Source organism: Pseudomonas sp. TSRC2-2, from assembly GCF_049897785.1.
Taxonomy (GTDB): Bacteria; Pseudomonadota; Gammaproteobacteria; order Pseudomonadales; family Pseudomonadaceae; genus Aquipseudomonas.
On the sequence record NZ_JAFCWZ010000003.1, the window covers coordinates 174,289 to 190,895 of the forward strand.

Annotated in this window: 12 protein-coding genes and 1 pseudogene; 8 read left to right on the plus strand and 5 right to left on the minus strand. The window is 61.5% G+C overall.

From position 1 onward, the window contains the following. The first annotated feature begins 17 nt into the window (after positions 1-17). The 5 genes and pseudogenes from ACP7D9_RS06815 (at position 18) to gcvP (ending at position 7,686) form a co-directional block, all read left to right on the plus strand. On the plus strand, positions 18-1,022 hold the full coding sequence (locus ACP7D9_RS06815; protein WP_101161494.1) for an extracellular solute-binding protein: 1,005 nt from the start codon (positions 18-20) through the stop codon (positions 1,020-1,022). 141 nt (positions 1,023-1,163) lie between these two features. Beyond that, complete coding sequence (locus ACP7D9_RS06820; RefSeq protein ID WP_426156342.1) at positions 1,164-2,777, plus strand: ABC transporter permease; 1,614 nt, start codon at positions 1,164-1,166, stop codon at positions 2,775-2,777. 322 nt (positions 2,778-3,099) lie between these two features. Continuing rightward, positions 3,100-4,182 carry a glycine cleavage system aminomethyltransferase GcvT gene (gene gcvT, locus ACP7D9_RS06825; RefSeq protein WP_101161490.1) on the plus strand — a complete coding sequence of 361 codons (1,083 nt, stop codon included), beginning with the start codon at positions 3,100-3,102 and terminating at the stop codon, positions 4,180-4,182. A 48-nt stretch (positions 4,183-4,230) separates the two neighbouring features. After that, positions 4,231-4,614, plus strand: coding sequence for a glycine cleavage system protein GcvH (gene gcvH / locus ACP7D9_RS06830; protein WP_101161488.1), 384 nt, complete (start codon positions 4,231-4,233; stop codon positions 4,612-4,614). A gap of 200 nt (positions 4,615-4,814) precedes the next feature. Further along, positions 4,815-7,686: pseudogene (gene gcvP / locus ACP7D9_RS06835) on the plus strand (aminomethyl-transferring glycine dehydrogenase). 139 nt (positions 7,687-7,825) lie between these two features. Here gcvP and ACP7D9_RS06840 read toward each other — a convergent pair. The 3 genes from ACP7D9_RS06840 to ACP7D9_RS06850 all read right to left on the minus strand — a co-directional run bounded on the left by ACP7D9_RS06840 (position 7,826) and on the right by ACP7D9_RS06850 (position 10,426). Next, positions 7,826-8,146, minus strand: coding sequence for a DUF2388 domain-containing protein (locus ACP7D9_RS06840; protein ID WP_172667868.1), 321 nt, complete (start codon positions 8,144-8,146; stop codon positions 7,826-7,828). 64 nt (positions 8,147-8,210) lie between these two features. Beyond that, positions 8,211-9,995, minus strand: coding sequence for a GspE/PulE family protein (locus ACP7D9_RS06845; protein ID WP_426156345.1), 1,785 nt, complete (start codon positions 9,993-9,995; stop codon positions 8,211-8,213). Between the two features lie 92 nt (positions 9,996-10,087). Continuing rightward, positions 10,088-10,426 carry a hypothetical protein gene (locus tag ACP7D9_RS06850; protein ID WP_101161482.1) on the minus strand — a complete coding sequence of 113 codons (339 nt, stop codon included), beginning with the start codon at positions 10,424-10,426 and terminating at the stop codon, positions 10,088-10,090. A gap of 125 nt (positions 10,427-10,551) precedes the next feature. Here ACP7D9_RS06850 and ACP7D9_RS06855 point away from each other — a divergent pair, with 125 nt between their 5' ends. Then, positions 10,552-11,016, plus strand: a complete 465-nt coding sequence (locus ACP7D9_RS06855; RefSeq protein ID WP_426156347.1) for an Lrp/AsnC family transcriptional regulator — start codon at positions 10,552-10,554, stop codon at positions 11,014-11,016. Positions 11,017-11,193: 177 nt separating this feature from the next. On the opposite strand, the gene ACP7D9_RS06860 is transcribed toward ACP7D9_RS06855, so the two are convergent. Beyond that, entirely contained in the window at positions 11,194-12,564 is a 1,371-nt protein-coding gene (locus ACP7D9_RS06860; RefSeq protein WP_426156349.1) for an inorganic triphosphatase, read from the minus strand. 158 nt (positions 12,565-12,722) lie between these two features. Here ACP7D9_RS06860 and argE point away from each other — a divergent pair, with 158 nt between their 5' ends. Further along, entirely contained in the window at positions 12,723-13,877 is a 1,155-nt protein-coding gene (gene argE, locus ACP7D9_RS06865; RefSeq protein ID WP_312999750.1) for an acetylornithine deacetylase, read from the plus strand. A gap of 268 nt (positions 13,878-14,145) precedes the next feature. After that, entirely contained in the window at positions 14,146-15,447 is a 1,302-nt protein-coding gene (gene argA / locus ACP7D9_RS06870; protein WP_129997877.1) for an amino-acid N-acetyltransferase, read from the plus strand. A gap of 107 nt (positions 15,448-15,554) precedes the next feature. Here the strand turns inward: argA and tauA are convergent, their stop codons facing one another. Further along, the gene (gene tauA / locus ACP7D9_RS06875; protein WP_426156352.1) at positions 15,555-16,541 is read right to left on the minus strand and encodes a taurine ABC transporter substrate-binding protein; all 987 of its coding nucleotides are present in this window, start codon (positions 16,539-16,541) and stop codon (positions 15,555-15,557) included. Positions 16,542-16,607: the final 66 nt, after the last annotated feature.

The following is a 16,607-nucleotide window of genomic DNA, read 5'->3' on the forward strand; positions in this document are numbered from 1 at the left end:
ACCGAGAGACCACTCCCATGTTGGCACCCAAGCGTCTTCTGACCGCACTGGCCTTGACCCTGATCGGCAGCACTGCTGCCCAGGCTGCCGATGAGGTGGTGGTTTACTCGTCGCGCATCGACGAGCTGATCAAACCGGTGTTCGATGCCTACACCGCCAAGACCGGGGTGAGGATCAAGTTCATCACCGACAAGGAAGCGCCATTGATGCAGCGCATCAAGGCCGAAGGCGAGAACGCTACCGCCGACCTGCTGCTCACGGTGGATGCCGGCAACCTGTGGCAGGCCGAGCAAATGGGCATCCTCCAGCCATTCACCTCGAAAACCATCGACACCAACATTCCCCAGCAATATCGCTCGTCCACCCACGCCTGGACCGGCCTGAGCCTGCGCGCGCGGACCATCGCGTACTCCACCGAACGGGTGAAACCGGGCGAGCTGACCACCTACGAAGCGTTGGCCGACAAGAATTGGGAAGGCCGCCTGTGCCTGCGCACGGCGAAGAAGGTCTACAACCAGTCGCTGACCGCGACCATGATCGAAGTCCACGGCGCCGAGAAGACCGAGAAAATTCTCAAGGGCTGGGTCAACAATCTGTCCACCGACGTGTTCTCCGATGACGTTGCGGTGCTGGAAGCGATCAGTGCCGGGCAGTGTGATGTCGGCATCGTCAACACCTACTATTACGGCCGCCTGCACAAGCAGAAGCCTGAACTGCCGGTGAAACTGTTCTGGCCGAATCAGGCCGATCGCGGCGTGCATGTGAATCTGTCGGGCATCGGCCTGACCAAGCACGCACCGCACCCGGAAGCGGCCAAGGCATTGGTTGAATGGATGACCACGCCAGAGGCGCAGAAAATTTTCGCCGACGTGAACCAGGAATTCCCGGCCAACCCGGCAGTGGCGCCATCGGAAGAAGTGGCGGCGTGGGGCAAGTTTGTTGCCGATACCTTGCCGGTTGAGGTGGCGGGCAAACGCCAGGCCGAAGCGATCCGGATGATGGATCGGGCTGGGTGGAACTGATTCTGCTGTTGTAAAGAGCAAAAGATCGCAGCCTTCGGCAGCTCCTACAGGGGGAACACGTTTCACATGTAGGAGCTGCCGAAGGCTGCGATCTTTTTGCTTTTCTCCCCACACTTCACGACCTATCCGCGAGATTCAAAAGTGGCCTACCCCGCCCAGCGCCGCTGGTACCCCATCGTCTTCGCCATCGCCGCGCTGGTGCTGTTGCCGCTGAGTGTGCTGCTGTTGTCGTGGCAGACCATCGATCAGCAGATCTGGTCGCACCTGTGGCAAACCCAGATGCCGCGCCTGCTCGGCAATACCTTGACGTTGATCCTTGGCGTCGGTGTCGGCGTGACCCTGCTGGGCGTCAGCCTTGCCTGGCTGACCAGCCTCTGTGAATTCCCCGGTCGGCGCTGGCTCGACTGGGCGCTGATGCTGCCTTTCGCCATTCCGGCGTATGTATTGGCGTTCGTCTTCGTCGGCCTGCTCGATTTCGCCGGCCCCGTGCAAACCCTGCTGCGCGAATGGTTCGGCAGCGGCCTGCGCCTGCCGAGAGTGCGTTCCACCGGCGGGGTGATCGTGGTGCTGGTGCTGGTCTTTTATCCCTACGTTTATCTGCTGGCGCGCACCGCGTTTCTGGCTCAGGGCAAAGGTTTGATGGAAGCGGCGCGGGTGCTCGGGCAGTCGCCGTGGCAGGCGTTCTGGCGGGTTGCGTTGCCGATGGCGCGCCCGGCGATTGGCGCGGGTGTGGCGCTGGCGCTGATGGAAACCCTGGCCGATTTTGGCGCGGTGTCGGTGTTCAACTTCGATACCTTCACCACGGCGATCTACAAAACCTGGTACGGCTTCTTCAGCCTGCCCAGCGCGGCGCAACTGGCCAGTCTGTTGCTGTTGGTGGTGATGCTGGTGCTGTACGGCGAACGCCGCGCACGCGGGGCGAATCGGTCCAGCAATGAGCGGCCAAGGGTGAAAGCGCTGTATCACCTGCGCGGAATCAAGGCATTCGCGGCGACGGCCTGGTGTGGATTGGTGTTCGCCTGCGCCTTCGTCATTCCGCTGCTGCAACTGATGGTGTGGTTCTGGCAGCGCGGGCGTTTCGATCTGGATGAGCGCTACGCCGGGCTCATCCTGCACACGCTGTATCTGGGAGCGATGGCGGCACTGATCACCGTCAGCGTTGCGTTGTTGCTGGCCTTTGCCCGGCGTCTGGCGCCGACCCAGACGATCAGCTCCGGCGTCGGTCTGGCCAATCTCGGCTACGCCTTGCCCGGTTCGGTGCTGGCGGTGTCGATCATGCTTGCTTTCAGTTATCTGGATCGCGAGCTGGTGATTCCGCTTTCGTCATGGCTCGGCGGTGCCGGCAAACCGTTGCTGCTTGGCAGTCTCGCGGCGTTGCTGATGGCCTATCTGGTGCGATTCATTGCTGTCGCTTACGGGCCGCTGGAAAGCAGCCTGGCGCGTATACGGCCATCTTTGCCTGAAGCGGCGCGTAGCCTGGGTGTCAGTGGGCCGCGACTGTTTTTCAAAGTGTATCTGCCGTTGTTGCTGCCCGGCACGTTGAGCGCGGCGCTGCTGGTGTTCGTCGATGTGCTCAAGGAAATGCCCGCGACCCTGCTGATGCGCCCGTTTGGCTGGGACACGCTGGCGGTGCGCATCTTCGAAATGACCAGCGAAGGTGAATGGGCGCGGGCATCCTTGCCGGCATTGACCCTGGTGCTGGTTGGCCTGTTGCCGGTGATCGGATTGATTCGACGTTCGGCGCACCGAAACTAGGGGGCGTTCTCGATTGGTTTCCCCACCGCGCCGGGTTGTGCCTAAAAGCGAGCCAGCCTGCGTTGCAGGCCTTGAAAAGGGAATACCATTCCCAGCGGCCTGCGCCTTGCCTGGCTCGCTTTTAGGCGACAACGCGGTGGGGAAACCAATTGAGAACGCCCCCGTAGTCGTCAGTCCTACATCATGCGGCTACAATGCGCGGCATTCGGTGCGGTTCGTCTGACAGACCCGTGCGCTGGAAGCGGCTGAAAGCCTTATTTATCAAGGTTTCCAGCCGTATAGCGGCGGTCCGCACCCTCGCCACGCCCGGAAGGAGAAACCCATGGGACAGCGTACGCCTCTGTATGACCTGCACCTCGCGCTCGGCGCGAAGATGGTCGATTTTGGCGGTTGGGACATGCCACTGCATTACGGCTCGCAGGTCGAGGAGCACCACGAAGTGCGTCGCGATTGCGGGGTGTTCGATGTTTCCCATATGACCGTGATCGATGTCACCGGCGCCCAGGCCAAGACCTGGCTCCAGCATTTGCTGGCCAACGACGTCGAACGTCTGCACAGCCCCGGCCGGGCTTTGTACAGCACCATGCTCAACGAGCGTGGCGGCATCGTCGACGACATGATCGTCTATCGCCTCGACGACGCGTACCGGCTAGTGTTCAACGCCTCCACCCGCGATCAGGATCTGGCGTGGATGAACGCGCAGCTCGGCGCTTGCGAAGTGCAACTGCACGAGCGCTCCGAGCTGGCGATGCTCGCCATACAGGGGCCGCAAGCCCGGCACAAGATTGCCGAACTGGTGACCCAGTCTCGCGCCACGCTGATCCAGCAACTCAAACCTTTCGAAGGCGCCGTCGACGGCGACTGGTTCATCGCGCGTACCGGCTACACCGGCGAAGATGGCCTGGAAATCTGCCTGCCAGCGAATCAGGCCCCGGGTTTTTTCAACGATCTGGTGGGCGCCGGCATTTCGCCGATCGGCCTCGGCGCTCGCGACACCTTGCGGGTCGAGGCCGGGATGAACCTTTACGGTCAGGACATTCATCAGGACGTTTCGCCGCTGGCTTCGAACATGGCCTGGAGCATCGCCTGGGAACCGGCCTCGCGCCAGTTCATCGGCCGCGCGGCGCTGGAGGCGGAAAAAGCCGCCGGCGTGGCGCACAAACTGGTCGGTCTGGTGCTGGAAGAGCGCGGGGTTTTGCGCGCTCACCAGGTGGTTCGCATCGCCGATGTTGGCGAAGGGGAGATCACCAGTGGTAGTTTCTCTCCTACGCTGAGCAAATCGATTGCCCTGGCGCGTGTACCGATGGCAACCGCCGACCGCGCCGAAGTGGAAATCCGTGGCAAGTGGTACCCGGTGCGAGTGGTCAAACCGACCTTCGTGCGCCATGGCAAAACCTTGATCTAACCTTTTCTGGCGGGCATGACCGCTGACAATTTCTCGAGGACACCGAAGATGAGCGATATCCCTGCCGAACTGCGTTTTGCTGAAAGTCATGAATGGGCGCGTCTGGAAGCTGACGGCACTGTCACCGTGGGCATCAGCGATCACGCGCAGGAAGCGCTGGGCGACGTGGTATTCGTCGAACTGACCGAAGTCGGCAAGGTGTTCGCCGCCGGTGATCAATCCGGTGTGGTCGAGTCGGTGAAAGCCGCCTCCGACATCTATGCCCCGGTCAGCGGTGAAGTCATCGCGATCAACGAAGAGCTGAGCGGTTCGCCCGAGTTGCTGAACTCCGACCCGTACGGCGCATGGATCTTCAAGCTCAAGCCAAGCGACAAGGCCGAGCTGGACAAGCTGCTGGATGCTGGTGCGTACAAGGCTGCGATCGGCGAGTAACTTGCCGGCGCGACCCAAAGCCCTGATTCGTCGGGGTTTTTTTTCAGAATCAAAAGATCGCAGCCTTCGGCAGCTCCTACAGGGGAATGTATTCCAAAGGTAGGAGCTGCCGAAGGCTGCGATCTTTTGATCTTCGAGGGCACTGCTATGCTGGTTTGACCGTGTCGATTGACGCCAACCGTCAGCCAGGAGAGCCCGTCATGTCCCAGTTGTCGTCCCTGAGCCAGTTACGCGATAGCGAAGCCTTTCTGCGCCGTCACCTTGGCCCGGATGCTGCCGAGCAGCAGGCGATGCTCGACAGCCTCGGTCTTGGCAGTCGCGCCGAGCTGATCGAGCAGACCGTGCCGCCGGGCATCCGCTTCAAGGGCGCTGGATCTGCCGCCGGCCCTCGACGAACAAGCTGCGTTGATGAAACTGCGCGGGTATGCCGAGCAGAACCAACTGTTCACCAGCCTGATCGGCATGGGCTACCACGGCACCGTCACGCCAACCGTCATCTTGCGCAACGTGCTGGAAAACCCCGGCTGGTACACCGCGTACACTCCATACCAACCAGAAATCGCCCAAGGGCGGCTCGAAGCGCTGCTGAATTTTCAGCAACTGACCATCGACCTCACCGGTCTGGAACTGGCCAACGCCTCGTTGCTCGATGAGGCCACCGCAGCGGCCGAAGCCATGGCCCTGGCCAAGCGCGTGGCGAAGTCGAAAAGCAATCTGTTCTTTGTGGATGAAAACTGCCATCCGCAAACCCTCTCCGTGGTGCAGACCCGCGCCGAAGGTTTCGGCTTCGAGCTGATCGTCGACGCGGTGGATAACCTGGCGCAGCACGAGGTATTCGGCGCGCTGCTGCAATACCCCGACACCCACGGCGAGATCCGCAATCTCAAACCCCTGATCGATCATCTGCACGCGCAACAGGCACTGGCCTGCGTCGCCACCGACCTGCTCAGCTTGCTTTTGTTGACGCCGCCGGGTGAGCTGGGCGCCGATGTGGTGTTCGGTTCGTCCCAGCGTTTCGGTGTGCCGATGGGTTATGGCGGCCCGCACGCGGCGTTTTTCGCCAGTCGTGAAGCGTACAAGAGGGCGATTCCGGGGCGGATCATCGGTGTGTCGAAAGATGCTCGCGGCAACGTGGCGCTGCGCATGGCCCTGCAAACCCGTGAGCAACATATCCGCCGCGAGAAGGCCAATTCGAACATCTGCACGGCGCAGGTTCTGCTGGCCAATATCGCCAGTTGCTATGCGGTGTATCACGGCCCCGAGGGTTTGAAGCGTATCGCCCAGCGCGTGCATCGCCTGACATGCATCCTCGCAGCGGGCCTTGAGCGCAACGGCATCAAACGGCTCAACAGGCAGTTCTTCGACACGCTGACGCTGGACGTCGGCGGCGCACAAACCGCAATCATCGAAAGCGCTCTGGCAGCGCAGATCAACCTGCGCATTCTTGGTCGAGGCCGCGTCGGTCTGAGCCTGGACGAGACCTGCGACGAACACACCGTGGCGAAACTGTTCGATGTGCTGCTCGGCGCCGATCACGGCTTGAGCGTCGACGCGCTGGATATACCCGAAGTTGGATCGGCAATTCCCGACGAACTGCAGCGCAGCACGCCGTACCTGCGCCATCCAGTCTTCAATGCGCACCACAGCGAAACCGAGATGCTGCGCTATCTCAAGCAACTGGAAAACAAGGATCTGGCGCTCAACCAGTCGATGATCCCGCTCGGTTCCTGCACGATGAAACTCAACGCCACCAGCGAAATGATCCCGATCACCTGGCCGCAGTTCGCCAATCTGCATCCGTTCGTACCGAGAGAGCAGGCCGTCGGTTACACGCTGATGATCGAGGAGCTTGAGCGTTGGCTCTGTGCGATTACCGGTTTCGATGCGATCTGCATGCAGCCCAACTCTGGCGCTCAAGGTGAATACGCCGGGCTGCTGGCGATCCGCAAATATCACGAGAGCCGGCGCGAGGGGGCGCGGGATATCTGTCTGATTCCGTCGTCGGCTCACGGCACCAATCCGGCCTCGGCGCAGATGGCCGGGATGCGCGTGGTCATTGTTGAATGCGATGAAGCCGGCAATGTCGATCTGGCTGATTTGCAGCTGAAGGCCGCCGAGGCCGGGAACAAGTTGTCGTGCCTGATGGCGACCTATCCGTCGACCCACGGGGTTTACGAGGAAGGCATCAGCGACATTTGCGCAGTGGTTCACCAGCATGGCGGTCAGGTGTACATGGATGGCGCCAACCTCAATGCCCAGGTTGGCTTGGCCAGGCCGGCCGATATCGGCGCCGACGTGTCGCACATGAATCTGCACAAGACATTCTGCATTCCCCATGGCGGCGGCGGGCCGGGCATGGGCCCGATCGGGGTTCGCGCGCACCTGGCGCCGTTCGTCGCCAACCACCCGGTGGTGCCGATTGACGGGCCGCTGGCGCAGAACGGCGCGGTCAGCGCAGCACCGTGGGGCAGTGCGAGCATTTTGCCGATCAGCTGGATGTACATCGCCATGATGGGCCCGCAACTGGCCGATGCCAGTGAAGTGGCGATTCTGGCGGCGAATTATCTGGCGCAGCATTTATCCGGCGCGTTCCCGGTGTTGTACACCGGGCGCAATGGTCGCGTGGCGCATGAGTGCATCCTTGATCTGCGCCCACTGAAAGCGCAGACCGGCATCAGCGAAGAAGATGTTGCCAAGCGTCTGATGGATTACGGTTTCCACGCGCCAACCATGTCCTTCCCCGTGCCGGGCACCTTGATGGTCGAGCCGACCGAGAGCGAATCCAAGGCAGAGCTCGACCGCTTCATCGCGGCGATGCTGAGCATTCGCGCCGAGATCAATGAAGTGCACAAGGGCAACTGGCCGGCCGAAGACAACCCGCTCAAACACGCGCCGCATACCTTGGCCGATGTCACTGGAATCTGGGAGCGCCCTTACAGCATCGAACAGGCCATAACCCCGGATGCGCACACCCGGGCGCACAAGTATTGGCCGGCGGTGAATCGGGTGGATAACGTTTACGGCGATCGCAATCTGTTTTGCGCGTGTGTGCCGGTCGATGATTACCGCTGAAGATCAAAGATCGCAGCCTTCGGCAGCTCCTACGGTAGGAATGCATTCCAAAGGTAGGAGCTGCCGAAGGCTGCGATCTTTTGATTCTGGCGCAAAAAAAATGCCGCTCGATCGAGCGGCATTTTCATACGCGAAAGGCTTATTCGGACGCCACCGCGTTCTTCGCCAGAATCGCGTTCGCCAGTTCCATGTCCGAAGCCTGCAGGCCCGGATTGTCGGCGCGGACTTTCTGCATGGCTGCTTCCAGGTACGGGCCACGGATGCCGCCGTCACTGGCGACGAAGCTGCCGGCGTCGTCCTGAGCGGCGACGATCAGCTTGTGATCCTTGAAAGTCAGGTAGGTCGAACCGGTCGTGGCACCGGAGGAGATGACGTTACGCCAAAAGCTGTCCGCCATGGCCGAACCAACGGGAAGCGACAGCAGGGCCAAGGTGGCGACAGCAAGTTTGAGACGCATGATGAGGTGACTCCTGGGATTGACTACGGCGTTGGATAGCCGATCCCCGATCCAGTTCCGTGCCGACTTATTTCAACTCACTTTGCGGTGTCACCCGCAGCACTTCCTCCACCGTGGTCAGCCCCGCCGCGACTTTCTGCGCACCGGACAGGCGCAGGCTGCGCATGCCCTCCTTGAAGGCCTGGCGCCTGATCGCGGTGAGGTCGGTGTCCGTAGTGATCAGCGCCTTCAGGCTGTCGCTCAGTTGCATGATTTCGTAGACCCCGGCGCGGCCGCGATAGCCGGTGTCGCGACATTCCAGGCAGCCGATCGCCCGTTGCGCATTGCTCGGCAGCGGCGCTTGCCAGGGCCGGGTCAGGGTTTGCCAGTCTTCATCTTCGAGCGTCAGCGGCGCCTTGCAGTGTGGGCACAAAGTACGCACCAGACGCTGGGCCATGACCCCGAGCACGGTCGCCTTGATCAGGTAATGCGGCACGCCGAGTTCGAGCAAACGGCTGATCGCGCTTGGCGCGTCGTTGGTATGCAGGGTCGACAAGACCAAGTGCCCGGTGAGCGCGGCCTGAATCGCCATTTCGGCGGTTTCCAGATCACGGATCTCGCCGATCATGATGATGTCCGGGTCCTGGCGCATCAGCGCGCGCACTCCGGCGGCGAAGGTCAGTTCGATGTTGTGCTGCACCTGCATCTGGTTGAAGGCCGGCTCGACCATTTCGATCGGGTCTTCGATGGTGCAGAGGTTGACCTCCGGCGTCGCCAGTTTTTTCAGGGTGGTGTACAGGGTCGTGGTCTTGCCCGAACCGGTCGGCCCGGTGACCAGAATGATGCCGTTGGGCTGACGGGTCATGTCCTGCCAGCGGCGCAGGTCGTCGGCGCTGAAACCCAACTGGTCGAAATTCTTCAGCAGCACTTCGGGGTCGAAAATCCGCATGACCATTTTTTCGCCGAACGCTGTCGGCAAAGTCGACAGACGCAACTCCACTTCGCCACCGTCCGGCGTCTTGGTCTTGACCCGGCCGTCCTGGGGTTTGCGCTTTTCCGCGACGTTCATGCGGCCGAGGCTTTTCAGGCGGCTGACGATCGCCATGGTCACCTGCGGCGGAAATTGGTAGACGTTGTGCAGCACGCCGTCGATGCGAAAACGCACGGTGCCGTGCTCGCGGCGCGGTTCGATGTGGATATCACTGGCGCGTTGCTGGAAGGCGTACTGGAACAGCCAGTCGACGATGTTGACGATATGAGCGTCATTGGCGTCCGGCTCCTGATCGCTGGCACCGAGGTTGAGCAGTTGTTCGAAGTTGCCGAGGTTGCCGCTCTGCGCGTCGGCATTGCTGGCGCCGCTGACGGATTTGGCCAGCCGGAAAAATTCGACACTGAACCGTTGGATGTCCACGGGATTGGCCACGACCCGTTTGATCGGCAGCTTCAATACGTGGGTCAGATCGGCTTCCCATCCGCTGACGTAGGGCTGAGCGCTGGCCACGGTCACGGCATCGCGGTCCACCGCGACGGCGAGAATTTTGTGGCGCTGGGCGAAGGCGTAGGACATCAGCGGCGTGATCGCCGCGACGTTGATTTTCAGCGGATCGATGCGCAAGTACGGCTGGCCGGCCTGCTGCGCCAGCCACAGGGTCAGGCTTTCAAGATCCAGATGTTTGCCCGGACGGCTGAGGTCGTCGAGTTGCTGGCTGGCGATGAATTCCAGCGGATGCATCTGCCCGTGAGCAGCATGGCGACGGCGGGCATTGAGCGCCTGTTCCGCCGCGTCCTGGCAGATGAAGCCTTGGGCGACCAGTTCACGCAAGACATCGTTAAGGTCCAGCCAGCGGTCCTGAGTGGCAAATTGAACGGACATGCGGCGTTCCTTTTTGAGCGACATGCGCAAAAGGATAGTCGTGGCCCCGCTGACCGTTGGGCCACTACCCGACGAAGCCGTTGCCGGATTTGTCAGCCGGCAGCCTGGGCGGGCGCTTGCCACGCCGCGTCGGCGTTGTGCAGATCCACCGAGCAGACGCTGATCAGGTTACGCAGTTTTTCCCCGATCACTTGCGCGCGATGCCAGCTCAGGCCGCCCATGAGCAGATCGATCGACAGCAGATCGTCCTGGCGCTGGACCTTGACCTGCTCCGGGGTCAGAAACTGCAAGGCGAACAGATTCAGTACCCGCACCAGCAGATCCGGCTCGGCCTCGGCAAGAATTCGGTACTGCGCCAGGCAGTGGGCGTTGTTGACGTTCCAGACATCGGCGCGGGTGGCGGGGCTGTTCACGGCTTCAAGGTGCGGCATGACGAATCTCCAGATCAGTGGAGAAATTTTTACATTCGGTGCGGGGTATTTCTTGGCTATGATCGGCGCGTTAGTGCGCTTATCGACAAAAGTGATTCGTTGAAACTGATATATGAGGATTTTTTATGCACAGCGAGCTGGACGCCTATGACCGCAGGATTCTCGCCTTGCTGCAGGAAGACGCTTCGCTGTCGAGCGCGCAGATCGCCGAGCAGGTGGGCCTGTCGCAGTCACCGTGCTGGCGGCGGATTCAGCGGATGAAGGAGGAGGGCATCATCCGTGGTCAGGTGACCTTGCTGGATCGCAAGAAGATCGGCCTGAATACGCAGATCTTTGCCGAGATCAAACTCAACGCTCACGGCCGCTCGAACTTCACCGAGTTCACCGAGGCGATTCGCGGCTTTCCGGAAGTGCTGGAGTGTTATGTGCTGATGGGGGCGGTGGATTTCATGCTGCGCATTGTTGCGGCGGATATCGAGGCGTACGAGCGGTTCTTTTTCGAGAAGCTGTCGCTGGTGCCGGGGATACAGGAAGTGAATTCGATCGTGGCGCTGTCGGAGATCAAATCCACTACCAGCCTGCCGGTTTGAGGTAAGGCAGCTGGCCTCTTCGCGAGCAGGCTCGCTCCCACAGGGGATGATCGTTCCCACGCTCCGCGTGGGAATGCAGCCCGGGACGCTCTGCGTCCCAAAGCGGACGCAGAGCGTCCATTGAGGCGTACCCACGCAGAGCGTGGGAACGATCAAGGCTGCGATCTTTTAGCGGTGTTACATGCGCAGGAGCATTTTCCAGGCGCGGTTCTGGTACACCGCAATCGCCTGATGCTTGCGCGCATCGAGCAGTTCGTCGGTGATGGTCGGCTCGTTGGCCAGTTGCGCCAGTTTGTTCAGTTCACCGTACAGGCGATCCATTTCCGGTATGTCCAGCACGTTGCGCGCGTGGTGCAGCCAGACCTGAATGCGCTCGATCCGCGGCAGTTGCTCGGCGAGATCTTCCGGCTGTTGCTGATAGCGCTGCAACTGCAGAGCGGTGGCTTCTTCGCCCAACAGACGCGGCAACCAGCTGTGCAATTGCGCATCACCCTGACGATTGCCGCGAGTATTGCGGTCGGCGGTCCAGGTGCGGGCCAACAGCCAGCGCGAAGCGTTCAGCGAGAACTGGCCCCAGCGCGGGTCTTCCAGTTCTTCGAGGAATTGTTCCGGCGCGGCTTTGCGCACGTCTTCGTCTTCAATGCCGACCTGGACCAGCGGACGCCAGTCTTCCAGCAAGGCATCGAGGGCCACGCGCAAATCGTGGGTCGACTGACGCGGTGCGGCCTGGCCGAGGCTGCTGAGCAGCGCGCGCATTTCCGCGAGGCTCTCGACCCAGTCCTGCAGCAGGCGCCAGTGGCCGTTGAAGCGATACTGCTCGGCCAGACGCTGGCTGCTGCCGAGCAAATGCCAGCTCAGTGCGGCGAAGGCGTCGTCGAGGCGGGTTTCGGTGCTCAGCTGCGGCGCCGGCAAGCTCAGCGAGTAACTGTTGGCGTCGTGCAGGCGATAACCGCGCTCAGCCTTGCTGATATCGCACGGCATCAAAGCCAGGGTTTCGGCCAGTTCGGCAGCCAGCTCCAGTAGCGCGGCAGGTTCGCCTTCGCGCAGTTCCAGTTCCAGCTCGCAGATTTCTTCCTTCTGCTTGCCGACCACCACGTGACCGAGGTCCAGCGCGGCTTCGATGACCACTTTGGTCTTGCCACGGCCCCAGGCGATTTCGGCGCGCTCGCGGACGAAATCGGTGGTGAAGATCGGTTTGAGGGTTTTCTTGTCCAGCTCGGCCAGCGCCTCGGGCCAGCATTCGCCGTCGAGCTTCTTCACGTCGAGCTTGGCTTTCGGCAGTTTCCAGTCGTACTCGTTACGCTCGGACAGACCGGCGACGCTCTGGCCACGGGTCTTGAGGGTCTGAATCACTTCGTCACCGTCCTTGCGCAGGCGCAGGGCGACTTTGGCCCGGGCCAGGTCGCGCTCGGGGGTGTCGAAATACTGGTTCATCAACTCACGGCGTTCCCAGCCACTTTTGTTGCGTTTCTTCAGCAGCGGGTGCTCACGCAGCGCGGCGAGGGTTTCGCGGCTGACGCGGAGTTTGATTTCGGTTTCTTTCTGCATGGCCGGAAAATCCAGGATATCGGGAGCGCAGCCGGGGGAATGTGTGGCTGCCAAGGCCGTGCAGTGTACAGGAGTCAAACTTCCTACGCCCTGCGGCGGTTTATTCCGCGCGCCGGATGGTTCTATAGTGGGCCTCAATCCGGGACCTGGAGTCAGTGATGCCATTGCCATCCATGCAAGACCAGTTCGCCGCGCTGATTGCTGCGCCATCGGTCAGCTGTACCCAACCGAGCCTGGATCAATCCAACCGCGCCGTCATCGATCTGCTGGCGGGTTGGCTGGGTGACCTGGGTTTCAACTGCGACATCCAGCAGGTCAGCCCCGGCAAATTCAATCTGCTCGCCAGTTTCGGCAGTGGCCCCGGCGGCCTGGTGCTGGCCGGGCACAGCGACACGGTCCCGTACGACGACGCGTTGTGGCAGACCGACCCGCTGAAACTCACTGAAGTCGATGGCCGCTGGGTCGGGCTGGGCAGCTGCGACATGAAGGGCTTTTTTGCGCTGATCATTGAAGCCGTGCAACCGCTGCTTGAGCAACCGTTCAGGCAGCCGCTGCTGATTCTCGCCACCTGCGACGAAGAGAGCTCGATGTCCGGCGCCCGCGCGCTGGCCGAGGCCGGGCAACCGTTGGGTCGCGCGGCGGTGATCGGCGAGCCGACCGGGCTCAAGCCGATCCGCATGCACAAAGGCATCATGATGGAGCGCATCGATATCCTCGGGCAGAGCGGCCACTCTTCAGATCCACGCCTGGGCCACAGCGCCCTTGAAGCGATGCACGATGCCATCGGCGAACTGCGTGGTCTGCGCCTGTTGTGGCAACGCGAATTCAGCAATCCACAATTCAGCGTGCCGCAACCGACGATGAACTTCGGCTGCATCCATGGCGGCGACAACCCCAATCGTATCTGCGGCCAGTGTTCGCTGGAATTCGACCTGCGGCCGCTGCCGGGCATGGACCCCAACGTGCTTCGTGCGGAAATCCTGCGCAAGCTCAACCCGGTCGCCGAGCGGCATAAAGTGAAGATCGATTACCAACCGCTGTTTCCGGAAGTGCCGCCGTTCGAGCAGGCCGAAGACGCCGAACTGGTGCGCGTCGCCGAAAAGCTCACCGGCCATCGCGCCGAAGCAGTAGCGTTCGGCACCGAAGCGCCTTATCTTCAGCGCCTCGGCTGCGAAACCATCGTGCTCGGCCCCGGCGACATTGCCTGCGCGCATCAACCGGGCGAGTACCTTGAAATGTCACGTTTGCAGCCTACCGTGCATCTGATTCGGCAGTTGATTGAACATTACTGCCTGAGCCCGGACAAACCCTGATATCCCCTGTGGGAGCGGGCTTGCTCGCGAAAGCGGTGTTTCAGACACTTTGCTGGCGACTGACAGGACGCCTTCGCGAGCAAGCCCGCTCCCACCAGGAGATCTGTGTTTTATCTGACCGAACCCGGTAAATTGCCTGCACCCCAACCCGTATTCATGAGGAGATCGCGCGTGTCGCCAAGCCTGTTCCGACGATAACCATCAGCCCGCTGTGCGTTTTTTTTTTTCGCCCCTTTTTTCGGCTGCTCTTTATTACAGGCCCAGGTTCATGCCCGAATACGTCAATTGGCTCCGCCACGCGTCTCCCTACATCAATGCTCACCGCGACTGCACCTTCGTCGTCATGCTTCCCGGCGACGGCGTCGAGCATCCGAACTTCGGCAATATCGTCCACGACCTGGTCTTGCTGCACAGCCTCGGCGTACGTCTGGTGCTGGTGCACGGTTCGCGCCCGCAGATCGAAACCCGCCTCGCCGCCCGTGGCCTGACCCCGCATTACCATCACGGCATGCGCATCACCGATGCCGCGACACTCGAATGTGTGATCGATGCGGTCGGCCAGTTGCGCATAGCCATCGAAGCGCGGCTGTCCATGGACATGGCCTCGTCACCGATGCAGGGCTCACGTCTGCGCGTGGCCAGCGGCAACCTCGTCACCGCGCGGCCGATCGGCGTCCTCGAAGGAGTCGACTATCACCACACCGGCGAAGTGCGTCGGGTCGATCGCAAGGGCATCAATCGCCTGCTCGATGAGCGTTCGATCGTGCTGCTGTCGCCGCTGGGCTACTCGCCAACCGGCGAGATCTTCAACCTTGCCTGCGAAGACGTCGCCACCCGCGCCGCGATTGATCTGGGCGCGGACAAGCTACTGTTGTTCGGCGCCGAGCTTGGCCTGATCGACGAGAACGGCAAACTGGTGCGCGAACTGCGCCCACAACAGGTGCCGGCGCATTTGCAGCGTCTGGGCATGAGCAATTATCAAGCGGAGTTGCTCGACGCGGCTGCCGAAGCCTGCCGTGGCGGCGTGGCGCGTAGCCATATCGTCAGTTACGCCGAAGACGGCGCCCTGTTGACCGAGCTGTTCACCCGTGACGGTGGCGGTACGCTGGTCGCACAGGAGCAATTCGAACGGGTGCGCGAGGCGGCGATCGAAGACGTCGGCGGGTTGCTCGATCTGATCAGTCCGCTGGAAGAGCAGGGCATTCTGGTGCGCCGCTCGCGCGAAGTGCTGGAGCGCGAGATCGAACAGTTCAGCGTGGTCGAGCGCGAAGGCATGATCATCGCCTGTGCGGCGCTGTATCAGATTGCCGACTCCGATGCCGGCGAACTGGCGTGTCTGGCGGTGAACCCGGAGTATCGCCATGGCGGCCGTGGCGACGAATTGCTCGAGCGCATCGAAACCCGGGCGCGGGCGCAGGGTTTGAAGACCTTGTTCGTCCTCACCACACGGACCGCGCACTGGTTCCGCGAGCGCGGGTTCGAGCCGAGCAGCGTTGAACGCCTGCCAGCGGCGCGGGCGTCGTTGTACAACTACCAGCGTAATTCGAAGATTTTCGAGAAGACCTTGTAGCCAGCGTTGCTGGACAGGCTCTGTGAGGGAGCCGAAGGCTCGATCTTTTGATCTTTTAAAGGCAAGGTCAAAAGATCGCAGCCTTCGGCTCCTACGGGGGTGTGTTTTTATTCAGTAACGAATTTCGCGCTGACGTACGGCGAATAATCCGGCAGCACCGTCTCGACCTTGCCCTGTTCCTTCAAGAATTTCGCGGTTTCGGCGATAGCCTTCGCGGTGCCGCCGTCCAGCAGCGCGGTGGTCTGCTGCGCCTGAGCATCCGGGAATGTAGAGCCGGCCAGCAGTTCCGGCACATCCGCCGCGTTGGCACCGGTCAATTTGGCGATTTTCTGTACTGGCACCGAGTCGGCCGTCCAGCTGTCTTTGTGCGCCGCGTAATCAGCGAACGAGTCCAGGGTGACCTTGGCAAATTTCGCCACAACCTCGGGATGCTTCTCGGCAAAGTCCTTGCGCGCCACCCAAACCTCAAAGGTCGGCGCGCCCCACTGGCCGACCTGGGCGGCGTCGGTCAGGGTCTTGCCGGTCTTGCGGATTTCGCCCAGCGCCGGCGACCAGACAAACGCCCCGTCAATGTCGCCCCGCTTCCACGCGGCGGCGATTTCCGCCGGTTGCAAGTTGACCACTTTGACTTGCGAAGTAGTCAGGCCCCAGTGCTTCAGCGCTCCGAGCAGACTGTAATGAGAGGTCGACACGAACGGCGTGGCGATGGTTTTGCCGACCAGATCCTGCGGCTTGTCGATGCCGCTGCCATTGCGCACCACCAAGGCTTCGGCGGCATTGATCTGCGCCGAAACAATAAACGCCACGATCGGCAGATTGCGCGAGGCCGCTGCAGCCAATGGGCTCGAGCCGAGGTTGCCGATCTGTACGTCGCCGGAAGCAATGGCGGTGACGACTTCCGGGCCGCTGTTGAAGCGCCGCCAGTCGATCTTCTCGCCAATGGTTTTTTCGTAGACGCCATCGGCCTGCGGCACTTTGCTCGGGTCGATGCCGGTTTGATAGCCCACGGTCAGCCCGGAGGCCTGTGCGGAAAAAGAAAACAGCGCCGATACACAAACTGTAACAAATTGACTTGATAGTGCGCGTTTCGCCATGATGCGTCGCCTTTTCGAGGGGATTTGACGTGTTGGGAGCACGCCAAAGCTAATCGATCTAAAAAA

Excerpts from the sequence above, each read along its gene's own strand:
- gcvT (WP_101161490.1), top strand. The coding sequence starts at position 3,100 with ATGGGACAGCGTACGCCTCTGTATGACCTGCACCTCGCGCTCGGCGCG.
- ACP7D9_RS06850 (WP_101161482.1), bottom strand. The coding sequence starts at position 10,426 with ATGCCGCACCTTGAAGCCGTGAACAGCCCCGCCACCCGCGCCGATGTC.
- argE (WP_312999750.1), top strand. The coding sequence starts at position 12,723 with ATGCCATTGCCATCCATGCAAGACCAGTTCGCCGCGCTGATTGCTGCG.
- ACP7D9_RS06860 (WP_426156349.1), bottom strand. The coding sequence starts at position 12,564 with ATGCAGAAAGAAACCGAAATCAAACTCCGCGTCAGCCGCGAAACCCTC.
- ACP7D9_RS06815 (WP_101161494.1), top strand. The coding sequence starts at position 18 with ATGTTGGCACCCAAGCGTCTTCTGACCGCACTGGCCTTGACCCTGATC.
- ACP7D9_RS06845 (WP_426156345.1), bottom strand. The coding sequence starts at position 9,995 with ATGTCCGTTCAATTTGCCACTCAGGACCGCTGGCTGGACCTTAACGAT.
- tauA (WP_426156352.1), bottom strand. The coding sequence starts at position 16,541 with ATGGCGAAACGCGCACTATCAAGTCAATTTGTTACAGTTTGTGTATCG.
- argA (WP_129997877.1), top strand. The coding sequence starts at position 14,146 with ATGCCCGAATACGTCAATTGGCTCCGCCACGCGTCTCCCTACATCAAT.
- gcvH (WP_101161488.1), top strand. The coding sequence starts at position 4,231 with ATGAGCGATATCCCTGCCGAACTGCGTTTTGCTGAAAGTCATGAATGG.
- ACP7D9_RS06855 (WP_426156347.1), top strand. The coding sequence starts at position 10,552 with ATGCACAGCGAGCTGGACGCCTATGACCGCAGGATTCTCGCCTTGCTG.